Source organism: Bacteroidales bacterium, assembly GCA_023229505.1.
Taxonomy (GTDB): Bacteria; Bacteroidota; Bacteroidia; order Bacteroidales; family JAGOPY01; genus JAGOPY01.
Genome location: JALNZD010000006.1, coordinates 1 through 21,256, shown reverse-complemented (window position 1 = coordinate 21,256; position 21,256 = coordinate 1). Strand labels below are relative to the sequence as shown.

Genomic DNA, 21,256 nt, shown 5'->3' with positions numbered 1-21,256 from the left:
CCGTCATTTGAATTTTTCTTTTACCCGCTATGAACAAAATGCAATTAAAGAGGTGGGTTTATTCGATATATTTACCTAACAATCAATCTCCTGGTAAATACCTCATCATCCCTTATTAATCTCACAAAATAAAATCCCGGGGATAAACCCTCAAGATTGAGTTTCATTTTCTGAGAATTTATAATCCCACTCTCAACAATTTCACCTTGAAGATTAATAATGAACACATTCCAGGCATTGCTTGGATTATCATCTTTCAAAGTTATAGAGACCCCGTCTGTAGCAGGATTGGGTGATAAATCAAATATTGCTTCCTGCAGGTTTTCTGTAATACCGATATGGATTGTTGCATTTTCAAAATATTGAAAATTGCCTAAATATTCTCCGACTAAAAGATCCTCTGCTCCATCGCCATCAAGATCCGCAAAAGCAGGCAAGGAGTTATAATATGTCGGGACAAGGCCAAAAGGGTTTGTTAGTGGGCTGGCAAAAGCAGGTGTCGTAGCTGTTCCGGTATTTTCATAATAAAGCATATTGCCATAGTATACACCTTCAAAGAGATCCAGATCTCCGTCATTGTCAATATCGGCAAATTCAGGTATGGCAAAATATTCAGCATGTGTCAGGCCAAATGGATTTTCTTGTGGAGGGGAAAATTGCTGTGATTGCATAACAAGAGGAAACCCGATAAATATCGCAGCTGCCGCCAGGATCTTTTTTAGCTCAAAATGAGAAAAGTAGTGGCTTAATTCCCTGAATAATAAGTTCAGTTTTTGAATGAGAATTTTCCTGGTATTGACAGATAGTTTTTCCCATTCTCCATTGAAAATCAGATGATTTACCCGTTTTGACAGATTTGCAAACTGTCGTTTTTTTCTGTCGAATGAATTTCTTTTCATCTTTGGTTAATTTATTGCCGAATAGTTCGAATTGAAAGGGGCCAGTTCTTTAGGGTCAATAATTCCTTAGTCCATATTCTAGACCATATTGAGTAAAGTTAAATATTTATTAATTTCTTTCTAAGTTAATTTGGAAATCAAGATATTAAATATTTCTTCATACACTGATGAACAATATTTGATTAAACGGGTTTAAGATTAGTGAAAGTCTGGGGGTGATTAGTTTGCTGATTTAAGACAATTACAGTCCCTGCTTTACATTTTTTGTGTTATAAACTAAAAAACTAGTTATTATATGGCTGATAAAAAAATTATTGCAGTGGTAGGCGCAACAGGCGCACAGGGTGGCGGACTGGCACAGGCCATTTTATCTGATCCGCAAAGTGAGTTTACGGTAAGAGCTTTGACCCGTAATGTCAGTTCCGATAAAGCAAAAGAACTGGCGAAACTGGGAGCGGATGTTGTGGCAGCCGACATCGATGATGTTGAGAGCCTTAAAAAGGCCTTCAAAGGTGCCTATGGTGTATATGCCGTTACCAATTTCTGGGAACATTTTTCACCGGAGAAGGAAACAGCCCAGGCAAAGAACATGGCCGACGCCGCCCAGGCAGCAGGCGTGCAGCATATCATCTGGTCCTCCCTGGAAGATACCCGCAAATGGATACCGCTGGAAGATAACCGTATGCCAACACTGCTGGGCAAGTATAAAGTCCCGCATTTCGATGCAAAGGGTGAGTCTGAAAAGTTCTTTCAGCGGCCCGGATTGCCCTCGACTATCCTGAGGACCTCTTTCTACTGGGACAATTTCATCTATTTTGGATTGGGACCAAAAAGAGGACCGGATGGGAAATTAGCGATTACCTTTCCCATGGATGATAAGAAACTTCCGGGGATTGCCTCTGTGGATATCGGTAAATGCGCCTATGGCATTTTCAAAGCGGGTGAAAAATATAAAGGAAAAACTGTTAGTATAGCAGGGGGACATTTAACAGGTACACAGATGGCAGCATCACTTTCCAGGGCACTCGGACAGGAAATAGTTTATCACAGTGTCCCGGCTGATGTTTACCGTAGCTTTGGTTTCCCTGGCGCCGATGAGATGGGAAACATGTTCCAGTTCAAGCGTGATTTTGAAGCGGATTACGTTGGTGCCCGCAACCTGGATGTCGCCAGGTCCCTCAATCCTTCATTGCAAAGTTTTGATGCATGGGTTGACCGGAATAAGGCAAAGATTCCTTTAGAATAAGGGCTGTGCCGGTTTGTTTCCTGTTAAATGCTGATAAATCTTGCTTCTGCCTTTTTAATTCCCTATATTTACGCCGCCATGGAACAGGAACCAAATCTTCAACAATTATTATTTCAGCAGATCAAAGTAAAAATTCCGGAAAACCTTTCGTTTGTCCATGAAATTGCCGAATTGCTTGAGATTAGTTATGATAGTGCCTACCGCAGGATAAGGGGGGAAAAGGAGCTGTCGCTGGATGAACTGGTCAAATTAGGTACAAAATTTGAAATTTCACTGGATTCCCTTTTAAATCTGAAGGGAAATAATGTCGTTTTTCGTCATTATAATTTTGAGTCCACAAGGTTTAAGATAAAAGAATGGTTGTCATTGAATTGGGCCAGAAGATTCTCAGGGCTTCAATTACGATCCCGACCATCGAGATCTGGAACGAAGACACCTTTAACATCTTGTTCAGGCAGATCGAATACTACTGGATTTCGGGGTATTTTGGGAAAAAAGATGACCTGTTGAACCTGATAGATAAACTGGAAAAATGGGTCAGGCATATACAAAAACAGGCTGACCATGGCTTTAAATACTTATATGATAATCCTGCTGAAGGCATTGAAAACTCATTCATGATGTATGAGAATGAAGTGGTGCTGAACGACAATACGGTCTTCGTGAGACTTGACAATATGACCGCAGTTTATATTACTTATAATTTGCTCAGCTTATTAATCACACAGGACCCTGCTTTGTGCAGGAGCGTGGAGCAATACATGCACGTATTGATGAGGAAATCCAACCTGATCAGCCTGAGCGGTTCAAAAGCAAGGAACCGCTTCTTCAACAAGCTGCTTTTCACTATTGAGCAATCAAAGGGCAGGTTGAACCTTTCCTGATTTTCCATCTGGAATTGGTCCATTTCCAGTTGTCCTTTGCGCTATTTTCATCATTAAATAATAATATATAAAACTGGGGATAAAGGGAACGATCATGACCAACAACCTATTCATAAATCCCGGAACATATACGATTTTTCCTTTCTCAAGCGACTTTAAGCATTCATCCACTACAGTATCCGCTTCCATCCACCGGATAATTCCGCTATTTTTTGGGATATTCCCGTTCACACGCCTCTCATGAAAGTCGGTATGTGTAAATCCCGGGCAGAGGCACTGTAACTTAATACCATAGCGGCTAACCTCCATGTGGAGGGATTCAGTAAAACTTTTGAGAAACAACTTGGTGGCTGAATAAACAGAGCTGCCCGGTGCCGGCATGAAAGCTGCCAGGGACGATACATTGATAATGGTACCGGATCTTCGGCTGATCATCTGTGGCAATACGGCATGGACCAGTTTGAGCGTTGTGACCACATGGACCTGCAGCATTTGCATATGATTGTTAAGATCGCAATTGCCAAATTCTTTTCCAGATCCATATCCGGCATTGTTTATCAATACACTAATATTATCATGAGTTGCAATGACCTTTAAAAGTTTCCGGACATCATTTTCTTCTGATAGTTCCGCGATGACTATTTTCACGGAGATGCTGAACCGCCCCTTCAATTGTTCCGCAAGGAGAGTCAGTTTATCTCTTCTTCTTCCGGTGATGATCAGGTCATACCCAGACTGAGCGAACCGCTGGGCGAAGACCCTGCCAATGCCACTTGACGCTCCTGTGATCAATGCTATGCGGTTCGGCTTCATAATACTTTAAGCTAATTATCAGTGACAATATTAATGCTGATTAGTTGCAGAATGAAATTAGTTTTAAGGGGATTGCTTTACCGTTGAATGGATTAAAACCAAAATGAAAGGGAAAGATGATGCTATTGGGAAAATCTGCGGATTTTGAAGAAAAGCAGGGGAATTTTAAGGAAATTCAATAATAATATTCTTTTCAGTAATTAGAATTTGTAAAAAATATTTGGTGATTAAAAGATGTCCCGGTAGGGACTTTTGATAATAGCCCCGGACAACGTCCGGGGCAGGAAAGCCGGCTATATATTGCAAGTCCCGGGACGGCTGAAAATTTCACCGGACAATCGTCACGGGAAAAATTTGATTAATTTTGCAGACTGCATCTGTAGTAAAAATTTTCATCATGAAAAAGATCTTCACCCTTGTCATCATAGCACTTTTCCTTTCTTCTTCTCTTTCTGCTTTCGCACAGGAAAGCCCCGTCAAGCCAACTATTACGGGAACCGGGATCTACTACGGCCTGACCCCTCCATTGCGCGACCTGCCTGTGATCACTGAGGCGGAGTTCCTGGAGATGAAAGCCGATGCGATGATGGAAAGGAATAGAGAACTGGAAAAAAGAAGCTATCCTTTTGCCAAAACTGCTTTGCCAAAGGGGCCGGATCCGGCCTGGCAGCGTGAGATGGGAACTACAACAACCGGCAGGGAACTGATCATGAACTTCAGCGGGCAGGAATCGCCCTATTACCCACCGGATGCCAACGGGACTGCCGGACCTCTCTATTACATGCAGACCATCAATACTGTCTATGCCATCTATGACAAGACTACCGGTGCTTTAGTTGCCGGTCCGACGGCTATGAATCAGCTCTTCAGCGGGGTGCCAGGCTCCAATTGTAACGACGGGGACCCGCTGATCCTTTTTGACGAGCAGGCCAACCGCTGGCTGGCCGTGGAATTTTCGATCTGCGGCTCTAACGACCGCATGCTCATAGCTGTTTCACAAACCGGTGACCCCACGGGAAGCTGGCATAAATATTCCTTCGATGTGGCCGACATGCCTGACTATGAGAAGTTCGGCATCTGGCAGGATGGGTATTACATGGGAACCAACAATAGCTCAGGAAATGATATTTATGTTTTTGAACGGTCCCAGATGCTGAATGGTGGAACCGCACAGTTCGTCGGGTTTAACAATCCCTGGAGACCTACCACTATCGATGGCTTTATGTGCGTCCCACCGGTGGATAATGACGGGGCCTTTGCCCCGGCCGGGGAGCCGGGCCTGTTCATCACTATCAGTGACGATGCAATCGCCGGGGGCAGTGACGAACTCTGGATCTATGAGCTGGATGCAGACTGGAATACTTTGTCTAATTCCACCTTCAACCGTGTGCAGCAACTCAGTGTCCCGGCCTTCGACAGCAACTTCGGCAACACCTGGGACAATATCCGGCAGCCCGGTACGAGCCAGCGGCTGGATGGCATCCCGATGGTCATTATGAACCGCCCGCAATACCGGAATTTTGGTTCTTACGAAACCATTGTCTGCTGTCATACCGTGGATCTGGATGCTACCAACCATGCCGGCATCCGGTGGTATGAACTCAGGCGCGCCTCAGGCGACTGGAGCGTCAGGCAGTCGGGCACCTTTGGCCCCGATGAGCACAACCGCTGGATGGGTAGCGTGTCGCTGAACGGAAACAATGAAATCGGGCTGGCCTATTCTATTTCCAGCATCTCGGTATATCCCGGTATCCGCTATTGCGGGCAATCTTCCTCAGAATATGCCGCAGGGAGCGGAGTTCTTGATATAGAAGAAGCTGTTATCCAGACCGGGGCCCATTCACAAACCGGGTATAACCGCTGGGGCGACTATGCTGACCTGAGTGTCGACCCGGATAACGAACACATTTTCTGGTTTACATCCCAATACGTTGGAAGCGGAGGAGACAGGCTCACCAAAATATCCTCCTTCGAATTTACTCCGGAAGCTCTGCTAGCCTTGTTCTCGGCTTCTGATATAACCCCTTGTGCAGGTGGGACCGTTTCATTCTCTGACCAGTCATCCGGCGCACCGGTATCATGGAACTGGACTTTCGAAGGCGGGACACCGGCCACTTCAACCTTAGAAAATCCTGAAGTTGTTTATAATCTTGCAGGGCTATATGATGTAGAATTGATCATCTCTGACGGTACCGACTCTGATACCCTTCTCCAGCCGGATTTTATTCATGTCCTGTCCATTCCCGTGCAGCCGGGTTTGCCTTCCGGTCCTGCCGATGTCTGCAAAGGAGATGATAATGTGGAATTTGTAACTAATGACATTCCGGATGCCATTTCCTATGCATGGAGCGTGAATCCCCCTGAAGCCGGAACTTTCAGCGGTAATGACACAGTGGGTACACTGGCCGTCTCTGAGATCTTTGCCGGAAGCATGCGCATCAGTGTCCAGGCTTTGAATGACTGCGGCCCCCACAGGATCTGCGGAGGAATGTAATTCCAATGCCGGGACTGAATATACCACGACAGGTGCGGTGAATGCAAGCTATTATATCTGGCAGTTGGATCCACCGGAAGCCGGGGTCATTTCCGGCAGTTCAACAATTGGTACGGTCGAATGGAGCCCGGCGTTTTCAGGTACAGCATTGGTAAAGGTCCAGGGAGCCGATGAATGCGGAGCCGGGCCTCTGTCAGACCCACTGGAAGTCACAGTCATCGATGCTCCTCACCCGGCTGTATCAGGAGAAACAGAGGTGTGCAACCAATCGGCCGGCAATGTCTATTTTTATTCCACACCGGAAAACCCGGATAACGAATATTTCTGGAGCATCACTGGCGGCAGCCTTATCGCCGGCCAGGGATCTCACCAGGTCCTTGTCTCCTGGACAGCCATGTTTTCCGGAAGCATCAGCGTAAACGAGTCTTCCCCGGTGGGTTGTTCTTCCAATTCGGAAAACTTTGTGGTAACGATCTTTGACTGCACAGGCATCCCGGAAAAGGAGCTGAACCGGGTCTTCATCTATCCGAACCCGGTCGGGGACGAACTAACACTGAAGTGCAACCTGGGAGAGCGCGGGAATGCCCAGCTGAAGATTTTTAACTACTTCGGCCAGGAGGTCATCCGGCAAGAGATCAATACCGGCAATGGAGAGGTGAACATCACACTTCCCACCAACCGCCTGGCAACAGGGGCTTATAGCGTGAAACTTATTTCTCCTTCAGGAAAGTTATTTGAGGGGAAGTTTTTGAAGGTGAAATAGAAGAAATAAAGATTGGACGATTTGATGATGTAGCGATGTAACGATGTAACGATGTAGCGATGTAGCGATTTGACGATGTCCCGCCAGGGACAAATGAAAATAGCCCCGGACAACGTCCGGGGAAAATGACGGCAATTTGTTAAATAGCCAGTCCCGCCAGGGACGGCTGATAATTACCTAAAAAAAATTCCGATAACATCGGGTATATTTCCCAAAAATCCCGATTAACCTAATAGATCGGTTCATGTGATAATCGATTTCTAACAGTTTAGCCCTTTAAAATTCAAAATTATGGCGAACTCATTTATTTCCATGAACATTCATTATGTGTTCAGCACTAAGAACAGAGAGAAATTTATAGAAAAGGAATTGCAGCAAAGACTTTGGCCCTATATGGGTGGTATCGCCAAGCAGAATAACATAATTGCACATTCTATTGGAGGTACTGAGGATCACGCTCATCTGCTGCTTTCTCTTCCTGGAAGCATAAGTCCTTCCAAGGCTATACAGCTGATCAAATCCGGTTCTTCGAAATGGATCCACGAATCCTTTCCGGACAAATCGGGGTTTTACTGGCAAACAGGTTATGCTGCTTTTAGTGTCAGTATTTCAAATATAGATAGAATTATCAAATATATTCAGAACCAGGAAAAACACCACAAAACTGTGACCTTTCAGCAGGAATACCTTGCTTTCCTTAAAAACAGCGGGATCGATTATGATGAGCGTCACATCTGGGGATGATATTTCATTCGTCCCTTCGGGACTTTTTATATAGATTACCTCCTTTTTTCCCCGGATTTCATCCGGGGCTATTTTCATCCCTCCCTGGCGGGAGGCGCAGCAGATTGGACGATATAACAATGTAGCGATATAACGATATAACGATGTAGTGATTTGACGATGTCCCGTTAGGGACAATTGAAAATAGCCCCGGACAATCGTCCGGGGATTGGAAAGCCGGCCTATTGTTGCCAAGTCCCATCCGGGACGGCAGAATAAACAGCCTTTTCATTCGTCCCTTCGGGACTTTTTATATGGATTACCTCCTTTTTTCCCCGGATTTCATCCGGGGCTATTTTCATCCCTCCCTGGCAGGAGGCGCAGAAGATTGGACGATATAACGATTTAGCGATATAACGATATAACAATGTAGCGATATAACGATATAACGATTTAGCGATTTGACGATGTCCCGCAAGGGACAATTGAAAATAGCCCCGGACAATCGTCCGGGGATTGGAAAGCCGGCCTATTGTTGCCAAGTCCCATCGGGACGGCAGAATAAACAGCCTTTTCATTCGTCCCTTCGGGACTTTTTATATGGATTACCTCCTTTTTTCCCCGGATTTCATCCGGGGCTATTTTCATCCCTCCCTGGCGGGAGGCGCAGAAGATTGGACGATATAACAATGTAGCAATGTAACGATTTAGCGATATAACGATATAACGATTTAGCGATTTGACGATGTCCCGCTAGGGACAATTGAAAATAGCCCCGGACAATCGTCCGGGGATTGGAAAGCCGGCCTATTGTTGCCAAGTCCCATCCGGGACGGCAGAATAAACAGCCTTTTCATTCGTCCCTTCGGGACTTTTTATATGGATTACCTCCTTTTTTCCCCGGATTTCATCCGGGGCTATTTTCATCCCTCCCTGGCAGGAGGCGCAGAAGATTGGACGATATAACGATTTAGCGATATAACGATATAACAATGTAGCGATATAACGATATAACGATTTAGCGATTTGACGATGTCCCGCAAGGGACAATTGAAAATAGCCCCGGACAATCGTCCGGGGATTGGAAAGCCGGCCTATTGTTGCCAAGTCCCATCGGGACGGCAGAATAAACAGCCTTTTCATTCGTCCCTTCGGGACTTTCAAATTGAATGCCCCTTTCATTTCCCCGGTTGCACCCGGGGCTATTTTCATCCCTCCCTGGTAGAGGAGGCTTGCCGCTACGCTACTCAAACTTAATGACCTCCGCATCTTTTAATCTCGCTTTCTGGAGTCGTTCTAATTCTATTCGGGCCTCTTCCTTATTTTGGTAATAGTTAGTGAACACATAATATTCATCTTTTGCTTCGTCATAGCCCAGGTAAGCATTTATTCCATTTTCCTCTATGATCTTCTTATATTTAATTGCTTCTGCCCTGTTGGAAGCATCACCCACCACTATATAATAATTACCGGCTATCATTTTTTGTTCTTGGGGAGGAGCAACCCGGATGTTAAACTCCGGAATTGCATCTTTGTCAACGGCTTTCTCACTGGAGTTTTCATAAATCCTGCCGTGTAATACTTTAATTTTCAATGGAGCCGGCCGTAAGGTATCGGGCTGGGCAGGCCTGGCTTCTTTAAATCTGACCTGACGGGAAATTTCAACTACATTAAATACTACCTGGTTGTTGGTCGAATCAGGTATGGTTATGTTTATATCATTCTGCAGAATTTTAAAATTACTACCGAATACATTTCCCATTCTAACGTAATATATGTTATTCCCCGGTACAAAAATGGTAAAGCTGCCATCCTCAAGGGTAAAGGAAGAAAAACTGTTTCCCTGCTTGTTGTAGGCAGTTATTTTAATATTGGTCAGGTCAAATGACTCTTCTCCTGCTTTAATGAACTTTTGACGTTGCAAAACAATTTTACCCGATATTTTATTTGCTTTCTGGAAAGGGATATAATAAGTTGCATTTTTTGAAAGCTCAAGTTTTTCCGCACTTCTGTTAACGTAGAAATACTCTTTCACATCACTGAGGGGGGTAATGGTAAGTTCGTAAAATCCCTTCGGGAGGCGGTTATAATTGACAGCTCCTGCCTCATTGGAAAGCAGGATTATATCTACCGGGAACTGTGTGCTGATATTCGGATTGTCAGAGTTGGTCAGTTTCAAACGTATTTTAACAAAAGGCACGCCCTGTTCCAGTTCTTCTTTAACGCCATTTCCGTTGTCATCTTTAAATAAAACAACTCTTAACCGGCGCGTATCCTTTTGCCATTTATTAAAGTCAGATTTCCCCCATCTCTTTTTGACCGACAATTCAAAATAAGTATATGAGTTCCGCGTCTGAAATTCCGGGTACTGCTGCTGGGTGTAGTGGTAGGTTCCACTTGCCACAACATACCAGTCGCGGAATAAAAATGCTTCAATTTTTGGATTGATATTGAAAGAAGCGTATTGCAGATCGAACCGGTAAATAAAACTGGCAAATAAGTTAAAGCTCACCCGTTCTTTAAAATAGGTGGTCGTTATGCTGGGCCCGATGTTAAAGCTGTGGTTTTTTGCATCTCCTGCAAACTGGTATAAACCGCTGTTCACCATGGGGCCGTAATCGTAACCGAATGAAACGCCATATCCTTTTTTAAAACTTAAACCTCCCAGGAGATGGAAGTCATATCTTTGTTCATTAATTTCTGTCGTTTCTTTAATATTAATATTAGTCAGGCCTGTTTTCAGGTTGAGCGTTAATTTTTTCACTATAACTGCCTTGTATTCAAACCGTAACTTTTGAATAGTGTATTCTGCAATTGCACCTCCGGTGGATTGTGAAGTCCTCAGTGAATGATAAAACTCAATGCTTGGCCCGGCCTCCCAGGTGTGATTGGGGTTATCACGGGAATTAAATAATATACTGGCATATTGATCAGACAATTTAGCATTGGGAAGTTTGTCGCCTTCGAAATTGTAGGCATGGTATTTCCGGGAGCTGTTAATATATTGAACTGAAAAGTATTTTTTTTTGTTTCCAACTAAAAATATTGAAGTAGCCCCAAATTTGAGGAGTCCCATCTGGGCGCCGGGAATATTCGGGGAACCATAATTGTTGGTTAACTGGATCGCTACTGCATCGCCTATTCTTGCATGATAATTGATATCCCAGGCAAAGCCCGTTAAAGTGTAATCTTTGGTCAGGTAATGGTTTTCGTGGTAACCATATAAATTAAAACTGATATCATGGCCCTTTTTCAAAGTGATAAGGTTTGATTGCAGCATCACGGAACCCGTGTTCACTTTTTTTTCATCATCAATATCATAGGAAACCGAGCCATGAAAACTGATCTTATTTTTCTCAATGGTATAACCAACAGCGACGCTGGTTTTTGGTGTTAAAAAGCTTTGGCTTACGAATGCTTCCAGGCTGAATGAAGGGCTTAACCGGATTACATTAGAGATCATGAAGCCATGCCGGGTATACAGGTTCCGGCCTAATGATGAGCTAAAGGCGCCTAAGCCAACTTTCAGCGATTTCCAGTTATATAAAAAACTGTAATAACTATTACTGATAAAGTCTTCATTACCGGTCAGCGCATAGTAATTAAAGTTATACTGAAAAGTACTATTGTTATTAAAAGTAGATGTACCTCTTGCTTTAATAAAGGGGAGTAAACGGTCATTCCTGCTAAAGGTACGAAACCCCACCTCCGTCTGATGTGGCAGGGCCCGGTCAACATAAAAGGGAGCGTAGGTATCATTATACTTTTCAATCAATAATGCCCTGCGTATCTCTTTGCCGCCGGCGGAAGCATGTATCTGAACCTTGCTGATATCGAAAACCCGGTTTTCGGAAAAAGTGTACCTGACATTAAATTTGAGGAGGGTATCCTGGTATGGCGCCAGTGAAATGTCCTGCCCTGACTTCCAATCCCCGATGTTGTTCAGGTTTATTTTATTATCAGGCTCAATAAGCAGGCTGATCACTTCAGCCGTGTTCCCTTTGTTTTGAATGAGTAGCTCAAACTCCGCCAGGTTCATGCGTGGATAAAAAAACACCCTTTTATCCGGTAAAATTACATCCCAATCATGATAAACCTCGGGATGGACAATAAAGCTGCTTTCTGACAGCAATTTATTCTGCATGGAATAAGCGCGAAAAAAGATTTCATGTTTTATTTCAGAACTCACCTGCACTGGTAATTGAAACCGGAATGACAGTGAGATGGAATCATCCGGTGGCACGATAGTGTCCCTGAAAGGAGCGCTGAACGGGGCCCAGCCTGCCGGAAGGATAAATATGGGTTTAAACCGGACGGCAGTATCAGAAAGATTGCGGATCCGGACTACATTAAAACTTAATTGCCCTGCTTTTTGAAAGATCTCCGGTTTTATAAAAGAAGCAGCCAATACCTGGTCATCAGGTCCCTGAACCAGGGCTTGAGCCGTTACATTCAGGCCGGGCTGCCATAATATTGAAAGCCCGATATAGATGAATATCTTATAATCAATTTTCAGGCTGATTTGCAAATTATTTATATCGGGTTTAACCGCATTTTGATTGAAAGTCACTGATCGATTTTGCCATTCGCCGTACTTTCTGATAAAGTGATATAATATCCAACCCTGTAATTATCGTCATTAATGTCGAAATCAGTAAACTTTCTGATTTTTAAAGCATCATCTTCATAAAAAAACTTCCATCTCAGGATAAATGAATTTTGTGAAGATCCGCCAATGTTACCTCGTACACCGCTCTCCAAAAGACTGGTTTTTTCCGGTGCCAGGTAAACGATAGTGTCTTTGGTGGCATTGGCCATATTGGAGAAAAGCCCGTTGTCCCAGTTAGTACCGGTATTTTCAACATATAAGCCTATAAAGTCAACCGGTACTTTGTGTGTCGAATCATTTTTCCCGGTAAAATAAGCGTCTGCTGAAGATATCGAAAGGTTCCAACTGCCCGTTGATTCCACACTGAACATGACATCATCGGGTTGCTTGGTGATCTGGTAAAGGTTCTCGTTAATTTTTTTTATTCCGAATTCGACATACTTTTCAGGGGTCATTTTGAGCAGGAGTATATTATCAAGCCTGGCTTCCGTATTGATCAGCATGGGCGTCTCCTGGGCCGATAGCTTAAAAAAGATCAGCAACTGCAGTAAAACCAATGTAATATACCATATCCCGGAAAGGGTTTTCATTTTACCAAAGATAACAATAATCAGTCAACAAAAAAAGGACTTTTATGGTATCTCTGTCATAGTTAATACAACGGTGGTAGTGTAGGTCCCCTGGCTGAATATTCTGTCAGATAATTGACTGAACATGCTGGCGGGGTTCATGCCACCCTGCATGGTTCCCATGAGCCAGTGCAAGACGAATAAATTGTCTGTCTGATCTCCGCTATTTTCAGTCAGGAGGTCAATCAGTGTCACATCTGTGTTTAACAATCCGAGGGCAGCGTCAGCGGTCTGGAAAGCACAGGTAACTTCGGTGCCAAATTGATGTACTCCCGTCGCTTCGCACCAGACACCAAGATTATTGATAGGAATGTTGCCTGAACCAGTAATAGGTGTAAAATCCGGGGCGCTGATTTTCAGAAACCAGTTACCGGTCGCTTCCATGGCCACTGTCGTAAATCCCGGATCAATACCAGGTATTCCGATTGATTCAGAAATACCAAAGTTATAATCATCAGCCGAGTTAAAAGTGGCTGTCTGGACATCGCCATCCTGTACGACCAGGTTAAATGCGCCGTTTAAAATAGCATTAAAGATGACGTTTTCAGCGTCCTCTCCTAACTGCGCCATCAGCGTTGTTTGAGTTTGCAGGGCAAAAAACAAACCGAAGAGCAATATAATTTTTTTCATAGTAATCATTTTTTGGGTTTTATAAATGATCTTAACACAGATAACAAATGGTCAGTCAGGATGAAAAAGGAAACACAGTGCTAAACTGTATTTCCCTTTTTCATTCCTTAAAAAATGTGTTTATGGTTGTTGAATCAAGGTTAAGGTAGCTGTCGTTTCGAAATCACCTGTAGAAAAAATTACATCAGCCAATTGATCGAACATGGTTGCTTGGTTCATGGTAGTCCCCGCTACATGCGTTCCCATTTCCCAGTGCAAAGTATAATCATTGTCAAAGATATCTCCAGCATTAGGATTAGTTCCGTGCCAAATTAGGTCCTCAGCATCATTGCTTAATCCCTGAGGAAAGCCTGGTAATGCTGTATAAACAACTTCGCCAGAACCATTATCGTAACCTCCATTTGCCGTAATAGTAACACCAAGATTATTGATAGGAATATCACCACCGCTGGTAGGTGCAATAGGACCAAAATCATCGGCCTCAATTGTCAATTTCCAGTTATTGGTTGATTCAATTTGAATCTGCGTAACCCCGTCATTAATACCACTGGGAGCGGTTGTAAGTTCAGTAACACCATCGTTGTAATCATCAGGAGTTATAAAAAAGATTTCCTGTGATCCGCCATTCACAATGATTAAATTAAATGTGGATTGCAAATGGGCAAGAAAATAAACAGTACCTGTTGTGTCCTGCGCCATCAGCGCTGTTTGCATGGCAAACAACAATCCTAAAAGAAGTACAATTTTTTTCATAATAATTAATTTTAAGTTTTGAAAAATTTATTAACAATTTTTTAGGATGGTGGTTCAGTTAATATTAATCGCTTGATTGAACAAAGGTTATTCATTTCAAGGTTAAATTTAAAGGCTGGCATCTAATTTAGACCAGGTTTAAATAAGTAAAGGGCATTATTGTTAATAAAATTTTACGTGAAATAAAATGATTGGTTACATATTTGTGGTATATTAATTTAATTAATAATCTGTCTAAATAAGAATATAAGGGGTTGCCTGCTATAATTTTGTGACAGAAGCACCATCGGGGCGGCAGTATAAGTCGAATTAATAAACTGATAAGGTGAGAATAATATTTAACGTATATGAATCAGCCGCTAACATTTGATCGAGCATTCTCGTCTGGTTCATATTCCCGTTTCGCGTGCCCATTTCCCAATTCATGGTAAATGAATTCTCGATGCCATAGCCTTTATTGGTCAGATACCCCTTCGTGAGCAGCGTGACATCGCTACTTTCCAGCGCAACAGGGACAGTTTTGGCATTGTTGGTAATGTTGCTGCCGTCATCCTGGTTTGTCCCAATTGAATTGACAACCACCCCTACATTGTTTAGTTCCATCTGGTGTGCCGGATCATTGGTACCCGTAAAAATCATCTGGTCGGCTTTAAACTGCAACTTCCAGTCATAAATGGCCCCGATACGGATAAAAGTTTGCTGCCCGGCATTCATGATGCCATTTATGTATTCATCGATTTCATCAAAAACAAATTCGATGCTGTAACCGGAAACAATATTTATGTACAGCCCGGGATTGGGCGGCGGGATATCCTGTGATTTTAAGCTTCCTGCACCTAAAAACAAAAGCAAAGCAAGAAAAGCCAGTTTGCGTTTCACTTTATTTTTCTGATCAATTGGTTATCCATGTATTCAGCCTTTTCTATCATGTTACCTTCCTCATCAAAAGCTGTTAGCATTCCCTCAAGTTTACCCATATTATAGTAAAGGTCCATTTTCACTTTTCCATTCTTATAAAAATGTACCCAATTTCCATGCTTTTCATTGTTAATATACGAACCTTTGATATTTACCTGGCCATTGTCATAAAAAAACTGCCAAGGCCCTTCTGAGATCCCGTTTTTATACACCCCTGTCTGCTTCAGTTGGCCGTTTGGGTGATAGACATTCCACAGCCCGGCAGTAATACCCTGCTCGTATCGTCCTTCCATATATAAGGTGGAATCAGGATACCAGGTAGTCCAGGTCCCCTCTCTTTTTCCCTGAATGTACAGGCCGGTTTCATAAAGGCTCCCGTCCTTATAAAACTGCCGGCTAAGCCCTTCTAACCTGCCGTTAAGGTAAGCGCTGCCGGTCATAACCAGGCCGTTATCATAATAAACGATATAAGGGCCTTCAATGACATTGTTTTTATAGCTGAATTCTTTTTCAACCTGGCCGTTTTCATAATAAGACCTGAAGTCGTCATAAAATAACCGGTCCTTTATTAAGCCTTTTTCTTTTAGTTTGCCTGAAGGATAATAGGTTTCATACAACCCATTTTGCAAACTGTCTGCAAAGTTGATCCGGTAATTCAAATTTCCGCCGGGATAATAACCCGTCATTAGCCCATTTAGCTTATTACCCTGATAGTTACGGGTCTCATTCACCTGCCCGTTATCAAAATATAAGATCATCAGTCCGGTCAGTGAATCGTTGGAATATGTCCCCCGGGTTTTTACCACCCCATTTTCATAGTAGTTTACAAAATCTCCGTTTTTAAGGCTTTCATCGAAAGATTTTTCACTGTTAATATGGCCATTAGCATAATAGATCACCCAAAGGCTGTCCATTTTATCATATTTATGGAAGCCTTTCTGCCAGAGCCTGCCTGTTACATAATAATAAAGTGCCGGTCCTTCTTTGGTTGTGTCGTTTTGATGGACCTGGTAATGAATGATCGACTTGATGGTCTTATCATTATTATTATGATAGGCAGTATCGGTAAATTGCACTGTTTGTGCAGGGGAAAAACTGACTACCGATATAAAGGCAAGCAGGGTGAATATCCACCGCTTATTCATATAAGGTGTTACTTGACAACAATATCAAGTTGTACGCCATCCAGTTCAGTGTTGAAGCCATAATCCAGGATAGCTGCAACGGAGTATCGCCCTTTTGCCAGGGGTTTATCAAGGGTGTACTCAACTTTTTTACTGGTTTCGGGAAGAAGAGAAAACTCAGTGGGAGTTGATGTAAACTCTTCTGCTGTTTCAAGGTTTGAAACAGTAAAATACACCTTACAATTCAATACCTTATCCCCCAGGTTAATTACCTGCGTTGAGTATTTCCTGGTATTATCATCGCCGACTTTTTCCAACAATCCCTCGATACTTCCTTTATAGAGGGTATTGCCGGCTGGTGACTGATAAATGGTTACAGCAATTCTAAGGGCTAGCTGGACCCCCAATGCCATTTCTTTATCAACCGCTTTAGGTCCCGTTTGCTCCACAGCAGATTGAATAAACAATACCGCCCATTTTGTAGAGGGGTTATCATTAGGGACAAGCATAGTGACATTAATGGTTGCTGACTCATTAGGTTGCAGGGTGACCAGAGCGGGTGAAACGGTTATCCAGTCGGCACAGGAACGGGCGGTTGTGCCCGGGCTGAAATATTTTACTTCCCCGGCTTCATCAGTAAGCCAGTCGTTCAGGTTGAAAATAAATGATTGTTCAGTATTTCCTTTATTCCTCAATGAAATTTGTTGGGTTTGTGAGGAGCCTGGATTGGTAGCAAATGTCAAAGTCCCGGGGGAGACTTCCAGTTCCTGGGCATTCAAATCTACGTAAGATAAGAAAGCGATAACAGAAACTACAAGTAACAGGTGGTACTTAGTGCTTTTCATAAGTTTTTTTTCCAAATTTAACAATTTATCGTCAATTATGATCTCAGATAGCAATTAATTATAAACATGTTATATTGAATGAAAAATGTATGGTTGTCTTTTATTTTAGTTACTGATCAAAATTTTTGAATTAGAAACGTGCTGATTTGTTATGATACTGACGATATAATACCCGGTGGGAAGGTTAACCCTGATACTGGATTTATCTTCATTAACAAGGATTTCCCGGCATACGGGCTGCCCAAGCATATTATAGATGGCTATCTCTCCGGAAACATGCTGAACCGTGTTCTTTAAAATGGTAATTATGTTTTTTTCTACATAAACTGTAAAATACGATTCCGGGGTGATGTTATTCAGGACATCGGCAGATGGATTAAAATAGATCTTAAACCTGTTTATATCATTTGCAGGTTTGTGATAAAACCCATAAACAGAATCTGCTGTCAGGTTGATGATCGTTTGTTCCAGTTCATCTTTCAGATATACTTTAGTATTAAGATCCAGGTTAGTCCTTTTAGTTAAGCTGATTTTGTAATATCCGGCTTTTCCACATTGAAAGTTCAATAATACTTCAAGATTGTCCTTTAGTTCCGGGAGGGTGTTTATAGCAAGGATTTGATTGCCGGCCTTTATGCTGATCTGGGGGACATCTTCAATGAAGCTGAATAATTTAGACGCATCCTTATTCACGTCAAATCCTTCTGTGGTTCCATCCAGGAACCTGATGATAATCTCGTCACTGAAGTCATTTCCTGAAGCTACCAGGCTTACCATCGGGTAGTCAATAGGTTCAACCTTATAAAAATCGGGTGTCCCGGTTATGTCGCCCAGGCGCACGGCATTATTGATCCCGATGCTGCCGGTCTGAATGGCCTGTATCCAAAAGCCCTGGCTGGATGGGATAAAGCGCGTTCCTCCATTAATACCAATCGGTGCTCCACCGCCAATGAAAATAGTATAGATATCATTGGTACCGTCCCAGATATATTTTGCATCATTGATGTCCGACTTGTCCCATCCCGTGCTTGCCAGCCAGTCGACAGGCGAAGGGTAAGGGTTGCCTAACAGGCTCCAGCCTTTGTGAGAGGGAATTTCGCCCGGTGTTGAGTTAGTGTTAATTACGGAAATAGTATAGGGTCCTGTGTTTAGGGTTTCGGTTCCGGTAGCATAGTAATTCACCGTAACGGGAATAGTGTCAAAGTAGACATCATACCCCCTGAATACCATTAACGGTCCACCGGTGGCGCCTGAGTACCAAACCCATCCGAACTCCCAGGCGTTCAGGATCAAGGTCTCGTCATAGTAGAACACCAGGTCCGTTCCCGTGAAACAATTGCTTGATTCGTTACTAACCGGGGAGGCCATATTATGCCACACATCGGCAGTCATATACCTTTCGACTGTAATATCACCCGTGACCGTCAAACCGCCAACCGAAGAATGGTCCACAAAATAACCGGAAGAATCAGGGACGGATTGTATAAGAAGGTCCATTCCGATATATAATACACCGTTTTCTTTCACGGTTATATAACCACCCGGTGCAATGGTAACCTCCTGGGCATTCATGACTATGCCAGACATACCAAGCATGAGCAGGAAAATAAAAACAATATGGGTTTTAGAACTAATAATATTCTATTTTTCTTTCTGTAACAGTATTTGCACGATCCAGGCCTGCAGTCAGGATGTTTACATGCACCTCCCTGTCCTCATTACGGATCACCCAGTTTCCGACTGCATCAAACTGATATTTATATTCGGATATGACAGCGATCCGGTTACTTTTATATACACGACTTTCGATCAGATTATCGTAACGGTCGTATTTGTATTTAGTCATCCAGGACAATCTGCCATTCCCATGAAAATAGCCCGATTCCAGTTTATTGCCCCGGAAGTCATATTTAGCAACGAATTTAAACGACAGACTACTGTCTGCTTTCAGATAATTTTCCTCAATGCAATATCCCCTGTATTCATTCTTATAAAGAACTTTAGTAAAAATATCATTTGGGATGATTTCATAATAATAATCCGTATTATCGGCAATTTCCCCGATTTTCCAGCTTTCTGACCAATTGTAAATTGCCTCTGACCTGAACCCTTTATCGTCATATTTGTACATAACATTCAGATTAAGGGTTCCATCGGGGTTATATTCATTCATTTCCACCTGTTTGCCGTCAGCCCCAAAGAGGTATTTTGAGGTCAGGTATTCATCCCCGTATTTAAATAATATGGTTTCTGTCTCGTAGCCATTTATATCAAATAAGGTGTATTTCAGAAATATGGCTTTATCTTTCAGGGAACTATCAGCCTCTTCTGCCAGGGAATATTTGATTTCCATCACCGACTTTACACTTCCTTTCAGCCGGTATTTTTCAAGGTCATTTAATTTATTATCGGGGATGATAAAACCAATAAATAACCCGAAGGTTGCCATGGAGAATAGCATATAAGATAATTTTCCATTCAATAAATCAGTAATGGAAAGGTTTTTCAGAGCTTTCACTGCAGTTGATTTTTATGTCTGGTATTGCTTTATCAATAAAATTGAAAAAAGTAATATGATAATATATCATAATACCGGTCTGTTCCGGATTTTGCATATTACTTTTTTCAATTTTATTGATAAAGGCATTAGTCAATGCGCTTTTTTTAAAATTATTGGCATTTTAAATTTTAATAGAATCTTTATCTCCATAAAAGGCACAAGCCAGGTATTAACCAAGCATTTTTTGTACCTAAAAATATGAAAAGGATATCTATAATAATGGCTTTTGTAATTTCAGGCACCATGGCTTTCGCCCAGGTTGGTGTAAGAAATTCCAATCCTCAAGCCGTATTAGATATCAGAGCCAGAGACAGTATAGCTCCAACCAATGAGGATGGAATTCTTATTCCCCGGGTAAGCGCATTTCCGGCCACAAACCCGACTGCTAACCAACAAAGCATGCTGGTTTTCCTCACGACTACCGCAGGCTTTAATACCCCCGGATTTTATTATTGGGATAATCCGACGCAGAACTGGGTGGGAATTGTTTCTGGTTCTAACAGTTCTTCAACATCGACTTTAAACTTCGATGGTTTTGAGGATTTTCTTTATCATGAAATGTGGGATCCCGGTGGTTATGAAGTAAATATGGATAATCAACTTGCCTTTGGACCAGTGAGAACTACAATTTATAATGGTGCATTAGGATATGTTGATAATCCTGGAACGGGGGGAAGTGATTATTTAGGCCGTTATGTTTTAACTACAGGTACAGCTACACCTCCAAATCCTCCCAGAGTAGCGTTGTGTTCATTTTATCATGTTAATAAACTGAGACTGGGTAATCAAGAGCTTAGTTTTGAAGCCCGGGTTAGGATACCAACCGGCAGCACTTTAGCAACTTCGACTTTCAGAGCATATTTTGGCTTAACGGATTTAGCTACCGCTATTACTAGCCCTGATGCAATTACTTATCAGGGCACCGTGCCAGTTGGTGAACCCACAAATGGAGTTTATTTCTGGTTTGAAGACGGTATAAACAGCGGACATTGGATGGCAACTACCAAAAGAAGTGCCTCTACGACAAATCTTAACACCGGCGTTACTTTGGTTGTTAATCAATGGTACTCATTAAGAGCAATAGTAAATGTAGGAAGTACAATTGTTGACTTTTACATTGATGATGTGCTGGTAGCCACTTCTGATATCGCTAATACTATACCTGGTCCCAATGATCCGATGAAATGGGTTTTTAAAATTGAAAAAACTTCAGGGAATTTGAGCAAAACACTTGAAATTGATTACATCGGATGGAGAATGGTAAGATAATAATCAGCATTAGTTGGAAGCATGGAGGCTGGGAGGCATGGGGGAATGGTGGTGGAAGGTGTTCAGGATTTACCTCATAGTAAAAGAAATCAACGAC

General features: G+C 42.5%; 19 protein-coding genes. 6 read left to right on the top strand and 13 right to left on the bottom strand.

The genetic code is table 11. From position 1 onward, the window contains the following. Positions 1 to 71 precede the first annotated feature (71 nt). Positions 72 to 899: a T9SS type A sorting domain-containing protein gene (locus M0Q51_03570; protein ID MCK9399063.1), complete on the bottom strand. Its 828-nt coding sequence runs from the start codon at positions 897 to 899 to the stop codon at positions 72 to 74. Positions 900 to 1,194: 295 nt separating this feature from the next. Between M0Q51_03570 and M0Q51_03565 the strand changes: the two genes are divergently transcribed. Beyond that, the gene (locus M0Q51_03565; GenBank protein MCK9399062.1) at positions 1,195 to 2,145 is read left to right on the top strand and encodes an NmrA/HSCARG family protein; all 951 of its coding nucleotides are present in this window, start codon (positions 1,195 to 1,197) and stop codon (positions 2,143 to 2,145) included. Between the two features lie 356 nt (positions 2,146 to 2,501). Further along, the gene (locus tag M0Q51_03560; protein MCK9399061.1) at positions 2,502 to 3,029 is read left to right on the top strand and encodes a hypothetical protein; all 528 of its coding nucleotides are present in this window, start codon (positions 2,502 to 2,504) and stop codon (positions 3,027 to 3,029) included. Here the strand turns inward: M0Q51_03560 and M0Q51_03555 are convergent. Then, the gene (locus M0Q51_03555; protein ID MCK9399060.1) at positions 3,003 to 3,842 is read right to left on the bottom strand and encodes an SDR family oxidoreductase; all 840 of its coding nucleotides are present in this window, start codon (positions 3,840 to 3,842) and stop codon (positions 3,003 to 3,005) included. The two genes, M0Q51_03560 and M0Q51_03555, sit on opposite strands and share 27 nt — an antisense overlap. Positions 3,843 to 4,239: 397 nt before the next feature. Between M0Q51_03555 and M0Q51_03550 the strand changes: the two genes are divergently transcribed. The 3 genes from M0Q51_03550 (at position 4,240) to tnpA (ending at position 7,843) form a co-directional block, all read left to right on the top strand. Beyond that, complete coding sequence (locus M0Q51_03550) at positions 4,240 to 6,336, top strand: PKD domain-containing protein (protein ID MCK9399059.1); 2,097 nt, start codon at positions 4,240 to 4,242, stop codon at positions 6,334 to 6,336. After that, on the top strand, positions 6,299 to 7,099 hold the full coding sequence (locus M0Q51_03545; protein ID MCK9399058.1) for a T9SS type A sorting domain-containing protein: 801 nt from the start codon (positions 6,299 to 6,301) through the stop codon (positions 7,097 to 7,099). Before M0Q51_03550 ends, M0Q51_03545 begins: the two co-directional genes overlap by 38 nt. A 291-nt stretch (positions 7,100 to 7,390) precedes the next feature. Further along, positions 7,391 to 7,843 (top strand): IS200/IS605 family transposase, encoded by a 453-nt coding sequence (gene tnpA, locus M0Q51_03540; GenBank protein MCK9399057.1) that lies wholly within the window; start codon positions 7,391 to 7,393, stop codon positions 7,841 to 7,843. Positions 7,844 to 8,064: 221 nt separating this feature from the next. On the opposite strand, the gene M0Q51_03535 is transcribed toward tnpA, so the two are convergent. The 11 genes from M0Q51_03535 to M0Q51_03485 form a co-directional block, all read right to left on the bottom strand. Further along, positions 8,065 to 8,400 carry a hypothetical protein gene (locus M0Q51_03535; GenBank protein MCK9399056.1) on the bottom strand — a complete coding sequence of 112 codons (336 nt, stop codon included), beginning with the start codon at positions 8,398 to 8,400 and terminating at the stop codon, positions 8,065 to 8,067. A gap of 229 nt (positions 8,401 to 8,629) precedes the next feature. Further along, a complete protein-coding gene (locus M0Q51_03530) occupies positions 8,630 to 9,091 on the bottom strand; it encodes a hypothetical protein (GenBank protein ID MCK9399055.1) in 462 nt (153 codons plus the stop codon). Then, the gene (locus M0Q51_03525) at positions 9,066 to 12,392 is read right to left on the bottom strand and encodes an SPOR domain-containing protein (GenBank protein ID MCK9399054.1); all 3,327 of its coding nucleotides are present in this window, start codon (positions 12,390 to 12,392) and stop codon (positions 9,066 to 9,068) included. Before M0Q51_03525 ends, M0Q51_03530 begins: the two co-directional genes overlap by 26 nt. Continuing rightward, positions 12,389 to 13,021, bottom strand: coding sequence for a hypothetical protein (locus tag M0Q51_03520; protein ID MCK9399053.1), 633 nt, complete (start codon positions 13,019 to 13,021; stop codon positions 12,389 to 12,391). Before M0Q51_03520 ends, M0Q51_03525 begins: the two co-directional genes overlap by 4 nt. Before the next feature lie 42 nt (positions 13,022 to 13,063). Then, a complete protein-coding gene (locus M0Q51_03515) occupies positions 13,064 to 13,690 on the bottom strand; it encodes a hypothetical protein (GenBank protein ID MCK9399052.1) in 627 nt (208 codons plus the stop codon). 120 nt (positions 13,691 to 13,810) lie between these two features. Beyond that, a complete protein-coding gene (locus M0Q51_03510; GenBank protein ID MCK9399051.1) occupies positions 13,811 to 14,443 on the bottom strand; it encodes a hypothetical protein in 633 nt (210 codons plus the stop codon). 309 nt (positions 14,444 to 14,752) lie between these two features. Beyond that, positions 14,753 to 15,322, bottom strand: coding sequence for a hypothetical protein (locus M0Q51_03505; protein ID MCK9399050.1), 570 nt, complete (start codon positions 15,320 to 15,322; stop codon positions 14,753 to 14,755). After that, positions 15,319 to 16,506, bottom strand: coding sequence for a toxin-antitoxin system YwqK family antitoxin (locus M0Q51_03500; GenBank protein ID MCK9399049.1), 1,188 nt, complete (start codon positions 16,504 to 16,506; stop codon positions 15,319 to 15,321). The genes M0Q51_03505 and M0Q51_03500 overlap by 4 nt, the downstream gene beginning before the upstream one ends. Before the next feature lie 8 nt (positions 16,507 to 16,514). Then, entirely contained in the window at positions 16,515 to 17,330 is an 816-nt protein-coding gene (locus M0Q51_03495; GenBank protein ID MCK9399048.1) for an Fn3-like domain-containing protein, read from the bottom strand. A gap of 105 nt (positions 17,331 to 17,435) precedes the next feature. Continuing rightward, positions 17,436 to 18,926, bottom strand: a complete 1,491-nt coding sequence (locus M0Q51_03490; protein ID MCK9399047.1) for a T9SS type A sorting domain-containing protein — start codon at positions 18,924 to 18,926, stop codon at positions 17,436 to 17,438. A 34-nt stretch (positions 18,927 to 18,960) separates the two neighbouring features. Continuing rightward, positions 18,961 to 19,848 carry a hypothetical protein gene (locus M0Q51_03485; protein ID MCK9399046.1) on the bottom strand — a complete coding sequence of 296 codons (888 nt, stop codon included), beginning with the start codon at positions 19,846 to 19,848 and terminating at the stop codon, positions 18,961 to 18,963. Positions 19,849 to 20,088: 240 nt separating this feature from the next. Between M0Q51_03485 and M0Q51_03480 the strand changes: the two genes are divergently transcribed. Further along, positions 20,089 to 21,159 carry a hypothetical protein gene (locus tag M0Q51_03480; GenBank protein MCK9399045.1) on the top strand — a complete coding sequence of 357 codons (1,071 nt, stop codon included), beginning with the start codon at positions 20,089 to 20,091 and terminating at the stop codon, positions 21,157 to 21,159. Positions 21,160 to 21,256 lie beyond the last annotated feature (97 nt).